Annotated in this window: 17 protein-coding genes, 2 tRNA genes and 1 pseudogene; all 20 read left to right on the forward strand. The window is 46.3% G+C overall.

The features are described 5' to 3' along the window. The first annotated feature begins 189 nt into the window (after window positions 1–189). Window positions 190–957 (forward strand): ParA family protein, encoded by a 768-nt coding sequence (locus AC0QUU_RS02505; RefSeq protein WP_474544450.1) that lies wholly within the window; start codon window positions 190–192, stop codon window positions 955–957. 1 nt (window position 958) lies between these two features. Then, window positions 959–1,870, forward strand: a complete 912-nt coding sequence (locus tag AC0QUU_RS02510; RefSeq protein WP_474544451.1) for a ParB/RepB/Spo0J family partition protein — start codon at window positions 959–961, stop codon at window positions 1,868–1,870. Between the two features lie 197 nt (window positions 1,871–2,067). After that, window positions 2,068–2,592 (forward strand): DUF4446 family protein, encoded by a 525-nt coding sequence (locus AC0QUU_RS02515; protein ID WP_474544452.1) that lies wholly within the window; start codon window positions 2,068–2,070, stop codon window positions 2,590–2,592. 10 nt (window positions 2,593–2,602) lie between these two features. Beyond that, window positions 2,603–3,892 carry a serine--tRNA ligase gene (serS, locus tag AC0QUU_RS02520; RefSeq protein WP_474544453.1) on the forward strand — a complete coding sequence of 430 codons (1,290 nt, stop codon included), beginning with the start codon at window positions 2,603–2,605 and terminating at the stop codon, window positions 3,890–3,892. Between the two features lie 98 nt (window positions 3,893–3,990). Beyond that, a complete protein-coding gene (locus AC0QUU_RS02525) occupies window positions 3,991–4,866 on the forward strand; it encodes a DUF3881 family protein (protein ID WP_474544454.1) in 876 nt (291 codons plus the stop codon). 287 nt (window positions 4,867–5,153) lie between these two features. Next, window positions 5,154–5,227: transfer RNA gene (locus AC0QUU_RS02530), tRNA-Arg, on the forward strand. 435 nt (window positions 5,228–5,662) lie between these two features. Further along, a complete protein-coding gene (locus AC0QUU_RS02535; protein ID WP_474544455.1) occupies window positions 5,663–6,568 on the forward strand; it encodes a hypothetical protein in 906 nt (301 codons plus the stop codon). 530 nt (window positions 6,569–7,098) lie between these two features. Next, window positions 7,099–7,170: transfer RNA gene (locus AC0QUU_RS02540), tRNA-Arg, on the forward strand. A gap of 849 nt (window positions 7,171–8,019) precedes the next feature. Continuing rightward, entirely contained in the window at window positions 8,020–8,370 is a 351-nt protein-coding gene (locus AC0QUU_RS02545; protein WP_474545506.1) for a prealbumin-like fold domain-containing protein, read from the forward strand. Then, a pseudogene (locus tag AC0QUU_RS02550) lies at window positions 8,364–8,819 on the forward strand (type IV secretory system conjugative DNA transfer family protein); the annotation flags it as partial. The gene AC0QUU_RS02545 and the pseudogene AC0QUU_RS02550, both read left to right, overlap by 7 nt. 229 nt (window positions 8,820–9,048) lie before the next feature. Beyond that, the gene (locus tag AC0QUU_RS02555) at window positions 9,049–9,303 is read left to right on the forward strand and encodes a helix-turn-helix domain-containing protein (RefSeq protein ID WP_087163028.1); all 255 of its coding nucleotides are present in this window, start codon (window positions 9,049–9,051) and stop codon (window positions 9,301–9,303) included. Window positions 9,304–9,555: 252 nt separating this feature from the next. Further along, window positions 9,556–9,762: a helix-turn-helix domain-containing protein gene (locus tag AC0QUU_RS02560; RefSeq protein WP_087163027.1), complete on the forward strand. Its 207-nt coding sequence runs from the start codon at window positions 9,556–9,558 to the stop codon at window positions 9,760–9,762. A 17-nt stretch (window positions 9,763–9,779) separates the two neighbouring features. Further along, entirely contained in the window at window positions 9,780–11,195 is a 1,416-nt protein-coding gene (locus AC0QUU_RS02565; protein ID WP_474544456.1) for a LuxR C-terminal-related transcriptional regulator, read from the forward strand. Window positions 11,196–11,613: 418 nt separating this feature from the next. Continuing rightward, window positions 11,614–11,940, forward strand: a complete 327-nt coding sequence (locus AC0QUU_RS02570; RefSeq protein ID WP_087229370.1) for a hypothetical protein — start codon at window positions 11,614–11,616, stop codon at window positions 11,938–11,940. A gap of 34 nt (window positions 11,941–11,974) precedes the next feature. Beyond that, window positions 11,975–12,325, forward strand: a complete 351-nt coding sequence (locus AC0QUU_RS02575) for a hypothetical protein (protein WP_474544457.1) — start codon at window positions 11,975–11,977, stop codon at window positions 12,323–12,325. 33 nt (window positions 12,326–12,358) lie between these two features. Beyond that, a complete protein-coding gene (locus tag AC0QUU_RS02580; protein ID WP_021950629.1) occupies window positions 12,359–13,495 on the forward strand; it encodes a hypothetical protein in 1,137 nt (378 codons plus the stop codon). A gap of 52 nt (window positions 13,496–13,547) precedes the next feature. Beyond that, window positions 13,548–13,892: a hypothetical protein gene (locus tag AC0QUU_RS02585; RefSeq protein WP_474544458.1), complete on the forward strand. Its 345-nt coding sequence runs from the start codon at window positions 13,548–13,550 to the stop codon at window positions 13,890–13,892. Beyond that, a complete protein-coding gene (locus AC0QUU_RS02590; protein WP_087163023.1) occupies window positions 13,882–14,067 on the forward strand; it encodes a hypothetical protein in 186 nt (61 codons plus the stop codon). The genes AC0QUU_RS02585 and AC0QUU_RS02590 overlap by 11 nt, the downstream gene beginning before the upstream one ends. 162 nt (window positions 14,068–14,229) lie before the next feature. Next, complete coding sequence (locus AC0QUU_RS02595; protein WP_474544459.1) at window positions 14,230–17,445, forward strand: InlB B-repeat-containing protein; 3,216 nt, start codon at window positions 14,230–14,232, stop codon at window positions 17,443–17,445. A 310-nt stretch (window positions 17,446–17,755) separates the two neighbouring features. Further along, window positions 17,756–19,609: an LPXTG cell wall anchor domain-containing protein gene (locus AC0QUU_RS02600; protein WP_474544460.1), complete on the forward strand. Its 1,854-nt coding sequence runs from the start codon at window positions 17,756–17,758 to the stop codon at window positions 19,607–19,609. Window positions 19,610–20,038 lie beyond the last annotated feature (429 nt).

Here is a 20,038-nt window from a genome sequence, read left to right on the forward strand (position 1 = left end):
TTCGGAAGAAAAACCAGTGTTGTGGATAACTTATTTTTTCTTAGAAATTCATTGGCATATGGCAGGTAAATATATTTTTACCGTTTAAAACTGCGTGAAACATTATATTATAGATAAAAAATGGAAAAGGTGTTATAATGGAAAAGTACATGAAAAAAAGAAGAGAAAGCAGTTTGCCAGGAGGTAAAAATGGGGAGAATAATAGCAATCGCCAATCAAAAAGGCGGTGTAGGAAAAACTACAACGGCAATCAATCTATCGGCATCTCTCGCAAGTATGGATAAAAAAGTACTTGCTCTTGATATGGATCCGCAGGGAAATATGACCAGTGGCTTGGGCGTCGATAAAGACGGCGTTGATAAAACAGTATATGATCTTATAATAGGAAATGCGGGAATTGAAGAATGTCTTTGCAGAGATGTTCTGGAAAATCTGGATGTGCTTCCATCTAATATAAATCTTTCAGCAGCGGAAATTGAACTGATAGGAGTGGATAATAAGGAATTTATCCTGAGAGATGAAGTTAAAAAAGTAAAAGACAGATATGATTTCGTTATTATAGACTGTCCGCCGGCTTTGAGTATGCTGACGATAAACGCGATGACAACAGCAGATTCAGTTCTTGTCCCCATACAGTGTGAATATTATGCTCTGGAAGGATTAAGCCAGCTTATACATACAATTGAGCTGGTTCAGGAAAGACTAAATCCGAAGCTTGAAATAGAAGGAGTAGTCTTTACTATGTATGATGCCAGAACAAATTTATCACTTCAGGTTGTAGAAAACGTAAAAGATAATCTGAATCAGAATATTTATAAAACAATTATTCCAAGAAATATACGTCTGGCAGAAGCTCCAAGTTATGGAATGCCGATAAATCTCTATGATTCAAAATCGACAGGCGCCGAAAGCTATAGATTATTAGCAGAAGAAGTGATTCATAAAGGAGAAGAATGATATGGCGGTAAAGAGAAATGGATTGGGAAAGGGACTGGATAGTCTTATACCGAATAAAGCAGAAAAAACTGTCAAAGCAGAAAAAAAACCCGAAGAAAAGAAAGAAGAAAGAAAAAGTGAATCAGGAGAAATTCTTGTAAAAATCAATCAGGTCGAACCAAACAGAGAACAGCCGAGAAAGGAATTTGACGAAGATTCTCTGATGGAACTTGCTGATTCTATCAAACAGTTCGGAATTCTGCAGCCTCTTCTTGTACAGAAAAAGAAAGATTACTATGAAATAATTGCCGGCGAAAGAAGATGGCGCGCGGCAAAAATTGCGGGAATAAAAGAAGTTCCTATTATAGTAAAGGAATATACAAACCAGGAAATTGTAGAAATTTCTCTTATTGAAAACATACAAAGAGAAAATCTTAATCCGATTGAAGAAGCAATGGCATATAAGAGACTTCTGGAGGAGTTTAGCCTAAAACAGGATGAAGTGGCTGAAAGAGTCTCAAAAAGCCGTACCGCTGTTACAAATTCAATGAGGCTTCTTAAATTGAGTCCGAGGGTACAGCAGATGATCGTAGACGATATGATCAGTACAGGTCATGCCAGAGCGCTTCTTGCCATAGATGACGAAGAACAGCAGTATCAACTGGCCAATCGGATATTCGATGAAAAACTCAGTGTAAGAGAAACAGAAAAACTGGTAAAAGCACTGAAAAATCCTAAAAAAGAAAAAAAGAATCAAAAAATAGAACATACGTTTGTATACAATAATATAGAAGAACAAATGAAAAATATTATCGGAACAAAAGTAATTGTGAATCCTAAAGCGAATGGAAAAGGAAAAATAGAGATAGAATATTATTCCGAAGAAGAATTGGAAAGAATATATGATCTTATAATGACCATTCGAACTGTATAATTACAATAGTCCTTCATTGATAAAAAAAGAAAACTGCAACAAAATATAAAAAATACATGACATAGCATAAGATATGAATTATGATAGAACAGGATTGTGCATGATATTGAATATATAATTCATGAAGGAAAAGGGAGGAAAGAAACTAAAGAAGTGAAAAAGAGAGGGAGAAAAATAAGAAGGAGATGAATAATAAAATGAACGGAATACTGGAAAGTCTGGGAGTTGATCCGTTTTATTTGTTTATAGTTGTGTTTGTTTTACTTGCAGTACTGTTTATACTCTATGTACTGCTTAACGAGAGATACAGAAAATTGCAGAGAAGCTACGCAACATTTATGAAGGGGAAAAATGGAAAGAATCTTGAAAAAAGTTTTTTTAAAAGATTTGAAGAACTGGATGAAGTAGCTCAGCTGGCAAAAGAAAACAGAGATGAGATCGATAATATTTACAAAAAGATGGAAAGTCATTACCAGAAAGTCGGAATTGTAAAATACGATGCTTTCCATGAAATGGGCGGGGAATTAAGTTTTGCCCTTGCCATGCTGGATGAGAATGATAATGGCTGGATTTTTAATGCAATGCACAGCAGAGAAGGCTGCTATACTTATATAAAAGAAATCATTAATGGAGAAAGTTACATTGAACTGGCCGAAGAAGAAAGGCAGTGTCTGGAAAAGGCAATTTACCAGGAAGAATACGATATAAAAAAGAAAATGTGAGGAAAGATAAATGCTTGATATTAAGTTTGTTAGAAATAATCCGGATGTTGTAAAACAGAACATAAAGAATAAATTTCAGGATGAAAAGCTTCCCCTTGTGGATGAAGTAATTGCCCTTGATCAGAGAAACAGAGAGATCAAACAGGAAGTAGAGGCACTTCGCGCTGAAAAAAATAAAGCATCCAAACAGATCGGCGCCATGATGGCGCAGAAAAAATTTGAAGATGCAGAAGAAATGAAAAAAAAGGTGGCAGAAAGCGCCGGCAGAATTGACGCTCTTTCAGAAGAAGAGAAAGAAGTAGAAGAAAAGATAAAGAAGATCATGATGACAATTCCGAATATCATAGATCCTTCTGTACCGATCGGAAAAGACGACAGCGAAAATGTTGAGCTGGAGCGGTTCGGAGAACCTGTAGTTCCGGATTTTGAAATTCCGTATCATACAGATATTATGGAAGCCTTTGACGGAATCGATCTTGAAAGCGCCAGAAAAGTGGCCGGAAACGGATTTTATTATCTGATGGGGGACATTGCGCGCCTTCATTCATCGGTAATTGCCTATGCAAGAGACTTTATGATTAACAGAGGATTTACTTACTGTGTTCCACCGTTTATGATCCGCAGCAATGTTGTTACCGGAGTTATGAGCTTTGCGGAGATGGACGCCATGATGTATAAGATAGAGGGCGAAGACCTGTATCTGATCGGGACAAGCGAACACTCCATGATAGGAAAGTTTATTAACACTCTGCTTAGTGAAGACCAGATTCCTCAGACTCTGACCAGTTACTCACCCTGCTTCAGAAAAGAAAAGGGAGCTCACGGAATTGAAGAAAGAGGAGTATACCGGATCCATCAGTTTGAAAAGCAGGAAATGATTGTTGTATGTAAACCTGAAGAGAGCATGGAATGGTACGATAAACTGTGGAAAAATACAGTAGATCTTTTCCGTTCTATGGATATACCGGTAAGAACCCTGGAATGCTGCTCCGGCGATCTGGCGGATCTGAAAGTAAAATCAGTAGATGTGGAGGCATGGTCTCCAAGACAGAAAAAGTATTTTGAGGTCGGAAGCTGCTCGAATCTGGGAGACGCGCAGGCAAGAAGACTTGGAATCAGAATAAAAGGCGAAAACGGAAACTACTTTGCGCATACACTGAATAATACGGTAGTAGCGCCGCCGAGAATGCTGATTGCTTTTCTTGAAAATAATCTCCAGGCAGACGGCTCTGTAAAAATACCTGAGGTACTTCAGCCGTATATGGGCGGAAATACAGAAATCAGACCGAAGAAAAAATAAGGCGGCTGCTGATTTTTAAAAGCAAATAATTGGAACAAAACAGAAAAGTGAACAAAGCGGATTAGGAGCATCCACTTTACTCGGAAAATAGGAGTGAAATGCATCAGTATTTAAAAGCAATCGGATTTGATAATATCCGTACAAGAAAAGATTTAATTCATCTGCTTGATGAAGTGAAAAACGAATTTACTCACGAGACGATAGTCTCCTATAAACCGGAGGAAGATTTCTGCGAATATCAGAAAGAGTACGGGCAGAGTATAGGAATTACATTATGCGGAGAACTGAATGAAAGAGAAGAGTTTGAGCAGGCGTACTATTTCCCGTATTTTGAGGGGAGTGGCATTACTACATTCGCGGAAATCGTTGTGGAAAGGAAAATTGAAAAGGAACAGTACGTAGGCATGTGCGAGGATTCCAAAATCGGAATCAGCCTGATATTTACCCTCCAGAACGGAATCGAATATATGAGGGAAAATCAGGCGGGATTTACAGCAGGCCTCACCACGTCTGTTACATTTTCCGGACTTGCTTTATCCGGTATGATTCTTCTGCCGGTTATAAAAAACGAACAGCAGCTTAAAAATGAGAAGGCAGCCGCAGACAACAGGAAGATGCTTTTAAACGCCGCCCGCAGCGGAGATCAGACAGCAATAGAAACTCTGACACTGGATGATATAGATATGTATTCAAAAGTATCCCGGCGTCTTGCAAATGAAGATGTGTTCTCAATTGTAGATACCTATTTTATGCCTTACGGCGTAGAATGTGATCTGTACTCGATTATGGGAGAAATACTGGCCGTCCGGGAACGATATAACTTCGCTACGGGAGTCAGACTGTATCAGATGAAGCTGAATGTAAATGAGCTGCAGTTTGACGTATGCGTTCCGGCAGATTCGGTTATGGGAGAACCGGAGATCGGGAGAAGGTTCAAAGGAACAATCTGGCTGCAGGGGTATATCAATTTTTAGTATGCTGCTCAGCAGACAGCAGAGAAAACAGGACCTGTGGAGAATCTTGCAATTCTTATAAAACAGTTGAGAAAAAAAAGAAAATATGGTATATTATTAAGCGTGTCCGAAAGGATAAGATAAAAACAGTTTTTATAAACTGTTTTTATATAAGTTTCTGTAGCTCAGCAGGATAGAGCGTCCGCCTCCTAAGGTGACGTCGGAACGTCCGCCTGAGTAAAAGAGGAAAAAAGTCAACAGTTCAATAAAATAGTTAAAAACAGCGATAAAAAGCTGTTTTTATATAAGTTTCTGTAGCTCAGCAGGATAGAGCGTCCGCCTCCTAAGCGGAAGGCCGGCGGTTCGAATCCGCCCAGGAACGTAACCGAGAAGCCGAAAATTCCTTGAAAAATCGAGGTTTTCGGCTTCTTCCATTTTCAGAAAAAATCCGAACACAGAACCTAACGGCGATTAGCAGTTCACAATTTGCTAATCGGACTCTGAACTGTACAATTCCATTAGCTGCTAATAATTAGCAGAAAAGAGAGGATTTTTGCTAATGAAAAACGCCTTCCTGCTAATCAGAGCAAAATTTCTGCAAAAAATCCTGCTAATCAAAAAGTTGTACGTTCCTGTTTCAATGAAAATAAATCAAAGTAAATACGTTATAAATACATAGAGCACTTGTGGTAAAAATTTTAGTGTATGTTATAATGGAATTACCTTTGAAATTACAGAGTGTGACACCAAAAAACATAAGGGATGAAATATTTTTAAACACTGTTATGAAGGGATAAGAGCTATGAGGCTTCTATATTTGTGTGTTCTTGGAGGACCCAGAACAAAAGAATTTGATAATGTTAAAAAGTTTATTGATAATTTGCCCAGATATTTGCAATATCACACAAATCAAAATAAAACTGAAAATCAGTTGTTTTTTGCAGATCGTCTTGGCAAGTTTGTAGGAGCAGAAGCTTATGATGCGTGTATTGTGTTTATAAGCCCCCTTTTCTTGGATAGTTTAGAAGCATTGGAATGTCTAAAGAGTATATTGGAAAAGATATCAAATATTGTCTTTATCGATATTCATGATAATTTATCTGATGAGCAGTGCCAGAAAATTTTGGAGATATCACCTTGCAAAATTTTTTCTACGGAAGAAGGAAGAGCGTATCTAATTAATACCTTTCAAGATCCAGAAGAAATTGAAAACCAAAGATTTGTAAAAGAATTGAATAAATCCATAGAAAATGAAGGATTCCAATATTTAGATAATACTATTAATAAATTAAATGTTAGTGCTTTTAGAAATAGAGTAGTTTCTATTGCCTGTTACTTAGGAAGCTTTTTAATCCTTATAAGTTTTCTGGTATTAGTGATAGTTAAGGCTAATGATAAAGTATTAAGTAATGATTTGTATTTTTTGATTTGGAAGGGCATTGAAATAGTAACAGAATCGGCTTTAGCAATATCGGCTTCACGATTTTTATTTATATTAGGAAAATCATTTATGGTAGAGGCGATCAGAGCTTCTGATAGGGCACATGCAATCGGCTTAGGAAAGTTATATTTACAACTATTTAAAAATAAATTTGATTGGAATGAACTAAAAGATGTTCTTCAAAACTGGAATATTGACAAGGGGTCTGCATTTATTACTCAAGATGCAAAGGATATAGAAGGTGGCAAAATAGAGGAGATGATTACAAAGCTAAAAAAATAAATTTTTGCGTATGTTGGATAGACAATTTTTAATAAAGTAAGAATTATTATGAGATAATATGAACTTTATGGTGTTTATTAGTAGGATAGTTTGGAATTTGAAAATAGAACAACCAACCTTCCACCTAAATTCACCTCTTCTGCTAATCACCTGCAAAGGAGAGCCTGAAAAACGCCTTTTATTTCGTTTGATTTTGCTTACATACGGTTGATTCCTGACCGATAGAAAACCCTTGATTTCCTTGCATTTCTTTTACTTACTTTGATAGTGAAAGCAGGGTTTCGAGTGAACTCCTAAGTGTTTGCTAAGCGAACACCTGAGGAAACAGGACAGAAGCAGAAAAAGGATCAAATCGGATCCGGTACGGAAACCATTTGAACGGAGCGGAGACAAGAAAAAGGTGTTTGCTCAAGTGTCAAAGGGATCAAAAAAATTGTTGGTTATCAGCATTGAAAAAGGCTGTTACCATAGAATCGGCTATCTGACCGAGAGGCTGAAAACCCAGTGTTTAAGCCAAAAAATCAGAGAATGTCTCGTTAGTTAAATGGATATAACAGGGTCCTCCTAAGACTCAATTATAGGTTCGATTCCTATACGAGACGGTAGATATAAGCGGGAATTATTAGCTGGAAAGGCTTTAATAATTACCCGCTTATCTCATTTTCTGAAGAAGAAAATTACCCTGAATGGGATGAAAATCCAGCTAATACACTGTCAAAAATTAGCGGATCTGGCTAATAAAAAAGCTTTGTGGCTAATAATTTTTTTCCAGGCAGATCAGCTAATAACAGTGCTCAGTTAAATGTCAGCCTGTATTTAAAATAGTAAAACATGGTAAAAGCGTGGTATGCGGACTGCACATTTTTCAGAGGTTCATCTGGAAGCCGATACAATATCAATTACATATAATAGTCAAACGGGAAGCTCGTTTGGATCAGATTTACAAAACTGATCTGAACGAGCTTTTTTCGTATCAGAGGAAAGGAGAAAAATTGGAAGAAAAAGAGAAAGTTATTGAAATTGAGATTGAGAGGCTTCGAGACTTTAAAGAGCATGAGGAAGTGGAAATCACATCCGTCTCCTCCGCATTCTATAACGAGCGCCAGCGTGTGCAGATTGACCTTTCCAAAGTATTGGAACAGGACGAGAAGTTCGGTATCGGACAGAACGGCGAAATCCTCTCGGTACAGTTCGGCTTGTATGCAGCCGAGGATATCACAGCGGCAGACGGCATGGCTATCCCGAAGGACGGTCTCATTGAAATTGCTTCCTGCGATGAAAACGGAAAAGCTGTTTTTGCAACAGATCTCCCGGTGGGTGCAAAGCTCTATGTGAAGGAATACAGCACAGACGAGCATTACCTCATCAGCGATGAAATCTATCCTGTGGAATTTGCCTATGCAGGACAGGAAACGGCAGTCGTGAATATCTCCGTAAATGACGGTCAGCCGATGGAGAACAAGCTTATCAGAGGCTCAGTCATCGGCAAGAAGATTAACGAGGACGGCTTTGCCATCTGCGGCGCCATCTTCGGATTGTTTAAGGCAGACGAAACGGAATTTACTGAGGATACCGCTATTCTTACCGCCGAGTCCAATGAAATCGGCGTGTTCGGATTTGAAAATGTACCGTTTGGAAATTGGATAATCCGTGAACTAAAAGCTGCCCCGGCATTTGTATTGAACGAAACGACCTACCCGGTGACCATCTCTGAAAACGAAGAAATCGTAGAGATTGAGATTGAAAACCGCTTTATTGTGGGCAGCGTACAGACCACAAAGGTGGATGCCCAGCAGAAATGATGTTCTCCGCCTCCCGTTCAAGGCGATTGCAGATCGTGCCGATCATCCAGTCCTTTTCTCAGCTTGAAAAGAACTACGGCAAGGAAGGTGCGGAAATTATCATAGACAATACCCAGCTCACCATCTTCGGCGGCTTTGCTCCTCAAAGCACTTCTGCGGAAACCCTGTCCAAAGCCTTGGGCAGCCGAACTGTCATGTCCGGTTCGGTATCAAGAAGCAAGAACGATCCGTCCGAATCGCTGCAGATGATAGAACGGCCGCTGATGACGCCGGATGAATTAAAGAGTATGCCCAAAGGGCAGTTTGTGGTGATGAAAACAGGCTTCTACCCGATGAAGGTAAAGCTGAAACTGTTCTTCAAATGGGGCATTCAGTTTGATGAGAAGAATCCCTACGCCGTTGCCGATCAGGGAAACCGCAAGGTGGAGTATGCCTCGAAGAAGGACATTATGGACGGCATCGTGAAGAAATACCGTCCTGACCTGTTAGCGCCGCCCGAACCTGCAGACGAAGGCAATGCATCCGGCGGTCAGGATCAGGCGAAGGACGAAAGCAGCCAACCACAGACGAAAAAACAGCAGACAAGGGATAAGAAGAAAACAGGCGGATCAAATCTGCAGACTTCCCCAAGAGCTCGCAGGACTCCGCCTCAAGAACCAAAGCCGGAGGTGAGTGCCAATGGGCAGACTTGATAAGCTATACAAAACCGATGTGCCGCATCGGGCAAAGCTCGTGTATATCTATCTCCATGACCGCATGGATAAGGAGCGAAAGGCGTGGCCGGGGCTAAACACTATCGCCTCCCACCTCTCACTCTCCCGTTCCACTGTTAAACGAGCCGTCAAGGATTTAGAGAAAGCCGGACTGATACGAAAGGAGCCGCACTGCCGTGAAAACGGCAGTGCGACCTCCAATCGATACTATCTGCTGTGAGCCGAAAAAAACAAATCTCGTCCGCCAAGGGAGAACTATGCCTAAACAGTGGACTGAGGGGCGGTTCATTTTGACCCGCCTTGAAGTACCCACTTTAAGAGAGAATACAGCAGAAAGAGAAAACACAGACTATTTGCTGTTACTCCTCTGTTAATGTTTTTCTCATAAAATATTTTGACAAGTCAAATTAAAGCTCGACTTATCAAATTGTTTCTGCTATAATAAATATATTCTGTTTATGAGGTGAACAAAATGGCGGTTCAGTACAATAAGCTTTGGAAGCTGCTGATAGATAAAAAGATAAAGCCTTCTGCTTTGTCGAAAATGACAGGGATTGCCCCCTCTATTATGGCGAAGCTGGACAGGGATGAATATGTGGCTCTTTCCGTACTGGAACGGATCTGCCTGACTCTGGATTGCGACATCGGCGATGTGGTTGAGATCGTAAAAGAACCCTAGGACGGGGGTGAAAACATATGAAACATCATTTTGTTTTTAACAAGCCGGCGATTCACTTTATCCTTTTGGTCGGCATTTTCACTTTTGTCTTTTTAGGTGCGGAATATCTGTTTGTCAATATGATCTCCCTGTCGGTGACGGAAGGGAAAACCGTCATTGCCCAGAACTATGCGCTGGGCGCCAGCGCCGTCGGCTTTTTCCTGTATCCGGCCATGGAACGCTGGGTTGGAAGGCGCTATAAAAGCTCGCTGACCTTTATCCTGGCGCTGGGTGCGATTATCTGTACCTTCATTGTCCAGCAGCATATCTCCTATGCGGCGACTATGACAGCAGGGATGGTGCTGTTTCTGCTGCTGGGCGTTTTCGGCAGCGCCGTCCACTATCTGGCTTCCGTCACCATAGACGGCGACAATGCATTGGCACGGCTGGCGGGGATCGCCTACGCTCTGGGAATTCTGCTCCAGTATGCAAACAACAACCTTGTCAACCTGGAGGTTGCGGAGGCGGCGTTTCTTTCGGTATTTCTGGCGGCTTTGAGCCTGCTGGTCATCCGAACGAGACAGGCCGGCCAAAGCCGCATCGAAATGACGGAGACTGCGGCTTTGGCCTCAAAATCAGAAACAGACATTTCCCTCACCCGGAAAAAACGGACGGCGGGCATTATGCTGGCGCTGCTGGTAGTGCTGATGGCATGTGTGTTCAGCACACTGGACAACGCCGTGACCCTCCGCCATGCGGGCGGGACGGATATCGGGCAGTGGCCCCGCCTGTTGCTGGCGCTCAGCGGCCTCGCCGCAGGCTTTGTCTTCGATATCCGAAAGCGGAAGTATATGGGGCTTATCATGTACTGCGTGATGATGATGTCGGTTCTGTCCATTGTGGTACTGAACCTGGGCGCTCCGTTCCTGATTGGACTGGTGGTCTTTTACCTGTCCTCGGGTTTTTTCGTTGTCTTTTTCACAGCGGGCTTTATGGAGCTTTCCCGGCATATGCGCCTGCCGTCGCTGTGGGCGGGCATGGGCCGCGCCATGAATAACGTGAGCGCCGCCCTGATCGCCAGCGGATCGGTGGCGCTGCTGTCCACCGGCAACAGCCTGGCCGCCATTGTCATCGCCCTGGTGCTGTTCGTGGCGGTCAGCGTTGTTATGGCTGTGTATACCGCCCGCATGAACGCCGTCAAAGAACCCAAGGAGCCGCCTGCTTCCCAAAAGTCGGACGAAGAGCGAAGGGAGGCGTTCATCGCAAAATACGGGCTGACCGAACGGGAATGGGATGTGTTCTCCAAGATGATTTCCTCGGACAGCAGCGCCCAGGAGATAGCCGACTGCCTGTTCCTGTCCAAGCGGACGGTGGAACGGCATATCTCCGCCCTGTACGAAAAGACAGGCGCAAAATCCCGCATCACTATGTACCTGCTTTACCGCAACGATTAACATACTGGCTGACACCCTGCTTTCTCTCCGGAGAGGCAGGGTGTTTTTGTGTGCGGTAACGAATTGTCCTGATGAAAAATATCGTTTTCCCCATCTGAAAAATGAAATTTACGCCATTCGGCATCCGCGAAAGGAAAAATCAGGAAAGAAAAGCACACCTCATCCCCTACTTGGAACGATTAGAAGTTATGCATATATAAAGCCTCAAAATAGTTGCTTTGATTTATATAATATGCACAAGTGGCGGTTGACCGCCATCGGTTTTTTGAAAAATGGCGGTTCACCGCCACCTGTTTTGATACGATTGGCGGGGTTTACGCATAGACAATCCGGCCTCTTTTCACCTAAAATGAGGACTTAGGAATCTACTTCTTCCCGGCGTCCGCCACGATTCCCCAAAAATTCAGGAGGAAAAGAAATGATGGAATACGTTCAAAGAGAACTTCCCTATGTGCGCTCCTTTGTCCTGCGCTCGGTGTACGGCGTGCTGCGGCAGGAAGGGATTACTTTTGGGGAGGAAGAGCCGGGAAGGGTTATTGCCGAATGGAGAGAGGACGGAACAGACGTCTCCCTTTCCATAACGGCGGAGGAAAAAGCGTTTGGAACCGAACTGACGGTTTCGCTGCGCCGCCCCTGCGACGGGATACCGGAGCAGAGAGCGTACCGGCTTCTGCAGGAGATGCTGGACCAGATCGTCCGGCATTTGGAAAATACCCTGATGACGAAAGGGGAGGAAGACGCTTAAAAAACGCCGCTTCAGGGGACAGGAGGTGTGAGAAATGACGGGGATAAATGGGAACATCCTGGCGACCGATCAGGCGTTTTACCAGATCATGTACGACGATATCTCCGAGAATGATCTGAGCTATGAGGAAAAGACCACCAACGCCGACGGCACCCCCGCCGCCTATCTCCCAAAATTCGGCGGCGGCAACCGCTACCGGCTTGTAAAGCTGGAGCTGCTGAGCCGGTATTACAGCGACGTGCTCACCATCGCCCATGATTATATCATCACGGCGGACTACAAGCTTCTCCCCGCCACGGAGGCGATAGGCGAGGACTATGAATCGGGCTACATCGCATACCCGCCGGATGTGATGGAGAAGCTCCTCGCTCTGGATGGCTATTGAAATTAATAAAAATCGATCAGGAGGCATTCTGCTATGAAAAAGAAAAGCGTATTATCCCTGCTGCTGGCGGCGGCGCTGGCGCTCTCCCTCGCCGGTTGCGCCGGGCAGGGGCAGCCGGGCGGAAAGGAGCCTGTCGTCAACAGCGACGGGACCATCACGAAAGAAGAAAACGACGTAAAAATCACTGAGACAGCGGCCAGGTCCATCGAAACCGAGCTGTATGAAACGGCGGATTTCAGCCTGCAGATCCCCAAGGGCTGGACAGTCACCAGCGGCGGTACGGCCATGTACCATTCCATCCGGGTGCAGGATCCCAGCCAGCCCCTCAACCAGATGTTTGTCCTGCTGAAGGCGGAGGGCCTGCTGCACAGCCAGGAGGGAAAGGACGCCTATGCGTATAACGTCACCATGGGGAACACATGGGCGCAGATGCTTTCCCAGGCGCCGGTGCTGACAACCCCTTCCACCGAAAACTTTTTCAAGCTGTTTTCGGAATACGCGGCGTTTGTAGAGCAGTGGGAGCCGAGCTATGCCGGCTATACCTTCCCCCGGTTTGACGGCTTTGCCGTGACCGACCGCTTTGCCTCGGCCAGCCTCCTGTCCTCGTATGCTCTGGGAGAAGAGACGCTGCGGGCGTCCTTTACCGAAAACGGCAAGGAAGGCGAGGGGATGTTCGCCGCGTCGGTGGTGGACTTCGGAAGCGTTGATATTGCCGCAGGACTGCCGGTAGGATATATCATCCCCCGGGCGGACGGCGGCTACTACATGGCATACAACGTCATGGCGGTCACCGCCGCGAAGGATACCTTCATCGAATGGGAGAGCGTCCTCACCAAATGCCTTGGAACGCTCGCCTATTCTGAGAGTTTCGTAAAAGCCACTGAGCAGGCCGGTGAAGAAAAGGTGGCGATGTCAAAGGAAATCAGCCGCATCACCAACGAGAGGCTGGAAATCATCATGGCGGCCTGGGAGGACCGGAACGTCGAGCAGGACATCACCAGCCAGATGCAGAGCGACGAAACCGGCGGCTACGAGCGCGTGTACGACACGCAGACCGGCGAAATCTACCGGGCGGAGGCCGGATGGTATGAAAGCACCGGCAGTGACCGCTACAAGCCGGTGACTGAAAACAAAATGTATGCAGAGCCCATCAGCGGTTACATCGAATAGGGAAGCGGCGGAAAACCGCAAACAAGGAATACATGACAAGGAGGGAAACGGAATGCGTCAAGTGAAAAGGCTCCTTCCCTATGTCCGGCGGTATGTGCAGATGGCTGTTTACGATGTGCTGGACGCGGAGGGGGCGGAATACTGGAAGAATGAAAGCGGCGCGGTGGTCGCCCGGCTTTCGGTTTACGGGAACGTCAGCACCTTCAGCCTTTCGGCGGAGATATGCGACACGGGAACCGGACTGACGGTTTCCGTACGTGATCCCTGTCCCGGCCTGTCGGCCAAGGGAGAGGAACGGGCGGTGACCGCCGTAGCCGATATGGTCGCCCAGTACCTTGAGAACGAGCTGATGATCAACCGCCGCTGTTTCGTGCAGGATCGGCATTATGCTGTGTAAGGAACAGCGGCCGGCCCCAAGCGTGAAATTCTGTCCGAAATGCAGGGCGCCGCTCTCCCGCAGAGCGCTCCAGTGCGATAAAGGGCAAAACGCCGTCTATATCGTTCTGCTGGTCTCCTGCGGCGTACTGGGAATACTGGACTGCAGGCGGAAAAAGGTGGTGGTCGAGGAATAAGGCTGAGAGATAAAACAAAACCGGCAAAAGCGCCTGCAGGCGGGGCTTCATGCAAAACCTGTCCCAGGCAGCCGGCAGGAAAAATTTTTAGAAGGGGCGCCCCTTCTATCCTTTGCTTACACCAAAGGATAAACAATCTTATTTGACAAGGAGGAAACAATCATGAAGCGAAAATTACTTGCAGGTTTGCTGACGCTTTGCATGGCGGCGGGAATGGCCGTACCGGCAGCCGCAGCCACTACGCCTGCTGAACAGGAGCAGGGCGCTGACGGCCCGAAATACACACACGTAGACCACGTTTTGAATGAGGATACGCATAGAACCAACATGGATATACTGGTTATGCCCGGCGAGAGTTTCACCGCACAGCCCAACACGGACATTCACAAGGGCAATTGCATGTGTATCACGGCGGACGGTCAGTATTGGAAGTATATAACTACGGTTCAATTCATGAATGCAGACCTGTATTTGGGATATGTTGATAGTCCTAATTACAGTGCTCATGAACCGAGGTATGTAAGTGATGGCTATTTAACAACCAGCACGCCGGATTTGTCAAAGCTGGAACCCATAACAAAATATTATGACAATGCGATAAAGATTGCCTATGAAAACAAGTTATTAGAGATCGACCCATCAGCCTATGGGGAAGAAGAATATAGTAATTTACAGTCCGCTTTGGAAGCGGCACGCGAACTTCCGGGGCATACTTTCAATGCAGGATATGTTAACAATACTGGTTTACCCATGCTTTTAACAGCTTGTTATGCCGGCGGCAAGGGAGCCGAAGGCGAGAAAGTGGGCACAGAAGGCTGCGGACACGTCGGTCATGGGCCTGTACAATCGATGTATGGCGGAGGTTTCTCTCAGTTCTATGTTACCTTTTATGAGCCTTATTACAATATAAACTATGAAGGCGTGGAAAACTATTTTACCGAGGAAGAATTGGCGGATTTGCCTGACCGCTATTATATCCAGCGGGAAGAGCAGCAGATTGTTCTGCCAAATCCTGTTCGGCCCGGCTATCATTTTAAAAACTGGAGAGAATCAGGGTATGATACAATTATTGGTTTGGGTGAAACAAAAACGGTAAAAGACGGTAAAACCTTTATAACCTTTGATTTTGAAAACGGTTTAAGATATGGGGCAGGGGACAAAAACTTGGCGCCAATCTTTACAAGAGGCTGTACGGTTACTTTCAATCCCAACGGCGGAGCATTGAAGGACGGGGAAAAAGCTATCCGTGAAATTGACCTCAAGAGCGTGGAAAACGGACAGTTTTTCGACATCGGAGGGGTTATCCCCGTGCGTGAGGGTTACACCTTTGCAGGCTGGTATACATCGCCCGACTGCACAGATGAAAGCCGGATTGCAAATACCGCAAGCGACGAGTGGATCAATGCGTATGATATGCAGGTTTACGCAAAATGGGAGAAAAATGTTACCGAACTGACCAACTCCGACACCAACGTTTCCATCTCCCTGACCGACGGTGTGCCGGAGGACGCGACCCTTTCCGCTGATACTATCGCGCAGGAAAGCGTACTGGAAAGCCGTCCGGAGCTGAAAGAGGAGCTGCCGGGCCTGCTGTCCATTTACGACATCAGCGTCCGCCAGAATGGGGAAACCCTTGAAATCAAGGACAATCCCATGACGGTGAAAATCCCGCTGAACGACCACCTGAAAGGCTACAAATACTATCAGGCGGTGTATCTGGGCGACCCATTGGAACGCTTTGACGCGGTGGTGGAAGGAGACTTCCTCGTGTTTGAAACCGACCATTTGAGCCAGTACGCAATCCTTGGTTCTAACACGCCGTTTGAAACCAGCGAAAAGCCGACCGACCCCACCGACCCAACTGACCCCCTTACCATCAGCTTCTACTACGGCGGCGCGGAATATGGCTACTATCAAATGGGCTGGGTCGATGTCGGTGATATCGATACCGATGCCGGACGGTTCTATGCTACAAGAACCATCGGACATGTGGAAAACCCAGGCGATGAGCCGGTGTATACCACCATTGAAGGCGATATCAATCCGGCGGACAAAAGCATCTCCAGCATTGAACCAGACATCACTATGGCGCATCTGTACTATGATGTGGAGGTCGCAGACGCATCTTCCTTTACTGTTCCGCTTCCTGACGGACCAGAATATCGTCCGGAAGGAGCCGGCTTCTATTATACGTTTGCCGCATGGATGGTAAAGGACGGAAAGGGCGGATATAAGGCGCTGAAAGGCTCCGTCACGGCGGAGGACGTCCGGAACGCGATCGAGACGGACGAGAGCGGCAATAAAAGCGTGGTTATCACTGCAGCATTTCATTCAGAGATTGTAGACAAAGATGACCTGACCAATAAAACACCTTCCGGAGAGTATCCGAAATACGCCGTCATCCTGCGGGCCAACGGCGGAACCTTTGCGGAGGACGGCAGCGACCATTTGTATATAAAGCCGCAGTCAATGGAATTCTCCGGCCAGGATGACTTTTTTGTGGAAGCGACCTGTCCCAAGCCGGAAAACGGCGATATGGTGTTTGCAGGCTGGTACAGGGACGAAGCCTGTACCGACGGGCCGATCACCTATCTGAGCATTTACAATGATTTGAAGGATGAGCCCTACGGCGCCGCGCCCTATGCGCCGATTGACCTCTATGCCAAGTGGGAGTCTAAAGGCGCTGAGAGCGGTACCACCGTTAAGGATTTGACTGCTTCCGAAACCGGCGTTTCCATCTCCCTGACCGACGGTGTGCCGGAGGACGCGACCCTTTCCGCTGATACTATCGCGCAGGAAAGCGTACTGGAAAGCCGTCCGGAGCTGAAAGAGGAGCTGCCGGGCCTGCTGTCCATTTACGACATCAGCGTCCGCCAGAATGGGGAAACCCTTGAAATCAAGGACAATCCCATGACGGTGAAAATCCCGCTGAACGACCACCTGAAAGGCTACAAATACTATCAGGCGGTGTATCTGGGCGACCCATTGGAACGCTTTGACGCGGTGGTGGAAGGAGACTTCCTCGTGTTTGAAACCGACCATTTGAGCCAGTACGCAATCCTTGGTTCTAACACGCCGTTTGAAACCAGCGAAAAGCCGACCGACCCCGCTGACCCGGCTGACCCCACTACTCCAACAGATCCCACCGATCCGGCTGGGCCGACTGACCCGACCACCCCGACAGACCCCGCTGACCCGGCTGACCCAACCGACCCAGCCAAACCCGAACAGCAGGGCAAGCCTTCTGAGCAAATAGAAAGCCCCCAGACCGGGGACAGCAGCAATATGGCGCTGTGGATCAGCCTGATGATGGTTTCCTGCGGCGGATTGCTGGGGATGCTGTTCTACAAACGGAAAAAAACAGCGGCCGGGAAATAAGGCTTAAAGATAAAACAAAACCGGCAAAAGCGCCTGCGGGCGGGCTTCATGCAAATCCCGCAGCCCGCCCCGGTGTAGCCAGCGTTGTTTTGCAGAAGGGATATCCCTTCTTTATGCTTTGGTCTTCACCAAAGCATAAAGAACTTTAACTGCGGCAAAGAAGGTTATTCGTTCCGCCCTGGCTGCCTGAACCGACGCACCGGGGAACGGATGGCATAGAAATATAGAGAAAAAGGCGGTGATACACCAAAAAGAATGATCAAACCTGTATATTCACATAAAAGTTATCTTGAAAGGAGAAAAATCAGTTATGAAACTAAAGCGCAAACTTCTTGCAGGACTGCTGACGCTTTGTATGGCTGTTGGAATGGCTGTGCCGGTGTTTGCGGCGAACGGCCCCTCGTCCGGGGACTACAGTTATGCATACCTCAGGCTCGGTAATTCGGAGGATGGGTATCAGACGCTCTTTGCCAACAGCGGCCAGATTGACGATGTATCAGGTGCTGTTTATGATAAGGCGAGCAACACCGTTACCCTGACCAACTACAACAACCCGACCAATATCCTTGTCGCCAACGAGATGGGTGATGATCTGAAGCTTAATCTGGTGGGAGACAACCATATCTCCGAACTGGTTGTATACGGCTTCGGCTGGGGCGGCAATCTGGAAATTACCGGAGACGGCTCCCTGACCATCAATGAAAACAAAACATCTCAGACTGCGGCGATCCGCTTTATGGCTGAGGGAACACAGGGTCTGCTCAAGGTCGGCTCAAACGCTTCTGTGACAGCGTATAAGAGCGCAGGTGAAAACACTTATTCTGCGGCCTTTGTATCTACTACCTCCTCAACCCTTCCCTTCCAAGGCAATCTGGAAGCAGCCCTTACCATGACCCCTGACTCCGGCGTGGAAGGCGAATATGCAGTGGGTGCAACTGTTATTTATGAAGATGAAGAAAGTTATGCTAACAGAACATGGCAGCTTGCCACAAAGGACAATGACGGCAAACTCTACGGCATTTACTTCTTCGAGGCTAATGAGTATTCAGAGGGTCAAACTGATGTGTTTGAGCTTGTAAAGGTTGACGGACTTGCCAGTGGAAATGAATATCTCGCGGTAGCTGTCAGCAAAACCGCCGGCGTAGCATGGCCCGAGGGCTATACTAAGGACCCCGAGGGAAAAACCGTTGACGCAAAAATTTCAAATACAATGAACATGACCTTACTTCAAAAAGACGGCGAAACCTTCTATTGGGGTCCGGATAAGATTGAATATCCTCCTGAAGGCGGAGTAGGAACATCTTGGTATTCCGTTTACAAGGGACTTACCGACAAGATGGAGATTGTGGATCATTGGGGCGATAAAAAAGAAGCTGTAATTGCAGCTCCTGTTGAGGGTATGAGAAATCTTACCACGGATCAGGAAGGCTATCCGGAGGGATATAAGACAGTCATTGAGAAGACCGGCATGTATAGCTACTACTGCACCAATGATGTGATCAAAGTATCCCCGTCCGGGACTTCTACCGATCCGGGCACTGATCCTGGAACAAAACCTGGTGAGGATACTGGCGTCAAAGATCTGACTGCTTCCGAAACCGGCGTTTCCATCTCCCTGACCGACGGCGTGCCAGAGGGAGCAGAGCTTTCTGCTGACACCATCGCGCAGGAAAGCGTGCTGGGAAGCCGTCCGGAACTGAAAGAGGAACTGCCGGGCCTGCTGTCCATTTACGACATCAGCGTTAGAAAAGACGGTAAAGCTCTGGAAATCAAGGACAACCCCATGACGGTCAAAATCCCGATGAACGACCACCTGAAGGGCTACAAATACTACCAGGCGGTATATCTGGGTGACCCGCTGGAACGCTTTGATGCAGTGGTGGAAGGAGACTTCCTGGTATTTGAGACTACCCATCTGAGCCAGTATGCTATCCTTGGTTCCAACACACCGTTTGAAACCAGCGAACAGCCCACCGACCCTACCACTCCTACAGACCCCACTGACCCAGCCAACCCCGAACAGCCGGGCAAGCCTTCTGAGCAAACAGAAAGCCCCCAGACCGGGGACAGCAGCAATATGATGCTGTGGATTGGTCTGATGCTGGCCTCCTGCGGCGGTGTTATAGGTATGGCGGTTTACAGCAAAAGAAAGAAAGTATGCTAAATAACAGATGATTGAGATTTCATCTCATTGACAACATCAGTTACAGGCGGTGACGGCTTAAAAACCGCCACCGTCTTTTTTGTGCTAATTTAAGCGATGGAACTATTAACAATGAAAAAAATTATAATTGTGGCGGTATGCCTGATAATTGCGGCTTTGTCTATTTATAAAATTTCAGGGTATTTGCTGGAAATGCTGGAAAGCCAAAATTTGAACGATTCACTTACGAAGGAAGCAGTAATGAAACTTCCGCAGGACGCTGAAAGCAACCAGTCGGAACAAGAATCTGTACAGGAAACTGCGCCGATCATAGTAGATTTTGAGGTTTTACAGACAGAAAACAAGGACATCATCGCATGGCTGCACTGCCCCGATACCAAGATAAACTATCCGGTGGCGCAGAGCGAGGATAACAGCTACTACCTTCGT

This window comes from Mediterraneibacter sp. HA8405 (genome assembly GCF_056148955.1).